The following is a 3,055-nucleotide window of genomic DNA, read 5'->3' as shown; positions in this document are numbered from 1 at the left end:
AGGACATCACCCTTTCACGGTGGCGACCGGGGTTCGAATCCCCGTGGGGACGCCAGCTTCAAACAAACAGCCCTGACTTCGGTCGGGGCTTTTTGTTTTCAGCGGATTACCTTGGCCATCCCCACCGACCGCGGGGCGGTTTCCACGAACCCGAACTGCGCATACAGGGCATTGGCCTGCCCATCGGCGATCAGGCTCACATACGCGCCCACCGCATTGGCCTGCAGCCACTGGTCCAACTGCCGCATCACCGCCTTGCCCAGCCCCCTGCCCTGCCATTCCGGCAGCACCGCGATATCCACCACCTGCAGGAAACACCCGCGATCGCCGACCAGCCGGCCCATCGCCAGCAGGCGCGCTCCGTCACGGATACTTACCCCGAACACCGTATTGGGCAGGCCCACGGTGGCCGCCTCCAGCGACTTCGGGCTCAGCCCGGCCAGCACCCGCAGTTCACGGTACTCGGCAACGCTCGGCGGATGGGGAAGACACTGCAGGCCGGCAGGCAGGGACATGGCGGAACTCACACCGGTGAATGGTCCATCAGCATGCCGCATCCATTTCTCATCGGGTGCGACCAACCGCCTTATCCTGTGCACATGTGCTACTCCGCCCAGATCCGCGCCGATTACACCAAGCTGGTCCGCGAGTTCGGCGCCATGATGTCGCTGGACGAATTCGCCCAGCTCTACGCGCATGACGCCGGCAAGCAGCGCCCCAAGACGCCCAAAGCCATGGACGATGGCTTTGCCGGCGCGCGCACCGCGCAGGGCCAGGACATCGTGACCAGGATCCAGCAGTGGCACGCCGAGGAGATGCAGGCCCTCGACCAGGAGATCCGCGTGCAGAGCGCGCGCCTCACCGCGGCCGAAGACGCCCTGGCCACCCGCCCGACGCAGAAGGCCCGCAACGAAGCACGCGTCGCCGGCAACCGGGTCGAGCGCGCGCAGGCACGCCTGGACGACCTGCGCCGCAGCGGGTTGCTGCCGCGCGACAGCCGCATTTTCCCCGGCGTGTACGCGCCGGTGATCGTGTCAGAACACGGCCAGCGCGTGATCAAGCCGATGCGCTACCAATGCCGGCTGCCGGACAAGCCCGCACGCAACGACGCGCTCTACCCGGGCACCTACAACGCGCGCCGCGACAGCCTGGAGTCGTACTGGAAGAGCGCCTTCGGACACCGCCACGGCGTGGTGGTGGTGCAGTCGTTTTACGAGCACGTCCCGCGCCACGCCCTGGAACAGCGCGCACTGGCGCCCGGTGAGAAGCCGGGCAACGTCGTCCTGGAATTTCGACCGCAGCCATCGCGCGATCTTTTGATCGCCTGCCTGTGGTCGGAATGGGAAGGCCCGGAAGGTCGCCTGCTGTCATTCGCCGCGATCACCGATGAACCGCCGCGCGATGTAGCTGCGGCCGGCCACGACCGCTGCATCGTGCCGATCCGGCCTGAACATCTGGATGCGTGGCTCAATCCGGATCCCCGGGACTTGGCCGCGCTTTACCGCATCCTCGACGACCGCGAACCGGTCGAACTGGCGCACACCGAAGTGGCGTGAACGCGCGGGCTCAGCTGGCCACCGACGCGCCCTGCAGCGCGCGCGCCAGGGCGGCGTTCAACTCGGCGGTCAGGTACGGCTTGCTCAACAGCACGCCGCTCCGGAACGCATCGGGCAGGTGATCCGGGGCCATGCCGGTGGCCAGCACGAAGGGAATCGCGCGCGCACTCAACGCCTCGGCGACCGCTTCACTGGTTTCATTGTTGGCCAGCCGGTAGTCCAGCAAGGCTACCTGCGGGTCGCTTTCGCCCAGCAGGCGCAATGACTCGGCAACCGAAGCGGCCAGGCCCACGACAACCGCACCGGACTGTGCCAGCTGCATCTGCAGCAGCGCCGCGCTCATCTCGTCGTTCTCCACCACCAGTACGCGCAGATCCTGCAACGTGCTCATTCCGGCTCCCTGTATCGTTCAGCGCGATGAGTATAGCGTCCCGGCCCGATGACGGCCGCGTGCGGTCTGAAGCATTCAGGTCTCCCCAGATCCCTCCAAGTTGTATACACTACGCGGCCAGCCAGCCGAAGTGGCGGAATCGGTAGACGCAGCGGACTCAAAATCCGCCGCCCTTAAAAGCGTGTGGGTTCGAGTCCCACCTTCGGCACCATGGAAATGCAAAGGCCAGATCCGTCGGATCTGGCCTTTTGCGTTCAACGCCCCCTGGGTTGCTCAGTCGCCGGGAGGCTGGCGGCGCGCGGCATGCAGCCGGAAGGGCGCGGCCGCCCCCGCTGTGGAAGGCGGGCCTCGGCGCGCCTCCGGATGGCCGGGGCGTTGGCCGAGATGGGCGCGGAAGGCACGCACAAAGGTGCCGGCATGCTTGAATCCGACGGCCACGGCAACCTCGTCCAAGGTGATCTCACCGCGACGCAATCGCCCCGCTGCGTGCGCGAGCCGCACCCGCGTGCCGAATGACTGCGGTGACTGGCCATAAGCGGCCAGGAAGGCTTCGGAAAAATACCGGGCAGGCAGGCCCACCCGCTGCGCCAGCTCGCCGGCGCGGATCGCGCGGTCGATGTTGCCGTGCATGAACAGGCACGCCTCCTGCAACTTGGCCAGCACCTGCCGCTTGCGTGCGGGCGAATGCCCCGGGCACGCGTGCGCGCGGTCGGCGATGCCGCGCTGGAGGTCGGCCATGAGCAGCAGCAGGGGCCGCGTGTCCACGGCGTGCGGCGTGCCGCTGGCCCGCTCCAGTCCAAGCCTGCGCCACAGCCGGATCGCCATCTGCACATCGGCTGGCAGCATGCGCCCGACGCCGGGATACAGCGGCGTTGCACCGGTCCCCAACGCATGCAGGGTATCGGCACTCAGGCAGATGCCGATGCAGATGCCATGACGATCGGCCTGCAGGACGGGCTGCGACTGACGACCGAGCATGATCCAGCCGCCGCGGTGCAGTACGAAGCGACCTTCGGCGCTTTCCATGGTGGTGGTGCCGCGTAGTTGCAGCCACGCCGTGGTGCTGCCGGGTGGCGTGCGGGGGAACGCCCTCGCGGAGTTACCGGCG

Annotated in this window: 4 protein-coding genes and 1 tRNA gene; 2 read left to right on the top strand and 3 right to left on the bottom strand. The window is 67.6% G+C overall.

What is annotated here, in order from left to right; translation table 11 throughout:
- Window positions 1-98 precede the first annotated feature (98 nt).
- Window positions 99-515 (bottom strand): GNAT family N-acetyltransferase, encoded by a 417-nt coding sequence (locus RTO53_RS19760; protein WP_312239363.1) that lies wholly within the window; start codon window positions 513-515, stop codon window positions 99-101.
- Between the two features lie 84 nt (window positions 516-599).
- Between RTO53_RS19760 and RTO53_RS19755 the strand changes: the two genes are divergently transcribed.
- Complete coding sequence (locus RTO53_RS19755; protein ID WP_312239362.1) at window positions 600-1,556, top strand: SOS response-associated peptidase family protein; 957 nt, start codon at window positions 600-602, stop codon at window positions 1,554-1,556.
- A gap of 10 nt (window positions 1,557-1,566) precedes the next feature.
- Here the strand turns inward: RTO53_RS19755 and RTO53_RS19750 are convergent, their stop codons facing one another.
- The gene (locus tag RTO53_RS19750; protein ID WP_312239361.1) at window positions 1,567-1,947 is read right to left on the bottom strand and encodes a response regulator; all 381 of its coding nucleotides are present in this window, start codon (window positions 1,945-1,947) and stop codon (window positions 1,567-1,569) included.
- 124 nt (window positions 1,948-2,071) lie between these two features.
- Between RTO53_RS19750 and RTO53_RS19745 the strand changes: the two genes are divergently transcribed.
- Window positions 2,072-2,158 (top strand) — tRNA-Leu (locus tag RTO53_RS19745).
- A 62-nt stretch (window positions 2,159-2,220) separates the two neighbouring features.
- On the opposite strand, the gene RTO53_RS19740 is transcribed toward RTO53_RS19745, so the two are convergent.
- Window positions 2,221-3,055, bottom strand: an 835-nt coding sequence (locus RTO53_RS19740) for an AraC family transcriptional regulator (RefSeq protein WP_312239360.1), incomplete at its 5' end; no start/stop codon positions are given.

The sequence above is a fragment of the Stenotrophomonas sp. genome, from assembly GCF_031995405.1.
Lineage (GTDB): Bacteria > Pseudomonadota > Gammaproteobacteria > Xanthomonadales > Xanthomonadaceae > Stenotrophomonas.
Note: the sequence above shows the minus strand (reverse complement) of the source record. Positions and strands in the feature narration are given on the sequence as shown.